Genomic DNA, 502 nt, shown 5'->3' on the forward strand with positions numbered 1-502 from the left:
TTCAAATTGTTTTAGAACCCGGTTTTATGTTCCGTATTTCTTCCGTTATTACCCTTGTTGGTGGGACAATGTTTCTCATGTGGCTTGGCGAACAAATTACATCACGTGGTGTTGGTAATGGGGTTTCTCTTATTATTTTTACAGGTATTGTGGCTAATCTCCCTTCTACTTTTGCTCAACTCTTGACTGCTCATAGTCAAGCTGATTTATCAACTTTTTTGTTCATAACAATCATTTTTATTGCGGTTTCTGTCATCGCAATTATTGTTTTTGTTGAGCGAGCACAACGACGTATCCTTATTCAGTATCCGAAACGTCAGGTTGGTAACCAGATGTTTCAAGGTGATATGTCACATCTTCCTTTAAAGCTGAATACTGCTGGTGTTATTCCACCGATTTTTGCTTCCTCTTTGTTGTTATTACCTGCAACTGTTAATAATTTTTCTGATAAAATGCCACAATGGGTTCAAGCTATTTCTTATTCTCTTGGTCACGGACAGCC

General features: G+C 37.8%; 1 protein-coding gene. It reads left to right on the forward strand.

Features of this window, described 5'->3' with window-relative positions:
- The coding region (locus ACFIO5_RS13590; RefSeq protein WP_375705704.1) for a preprotein translocase subunit SecY at window positions 1-502 on the forward strand (502 nt) is incomplete at both ends.

It is taken from the genome of Bartonella sp. AA86SXKL (assembly GCF_042196885.1).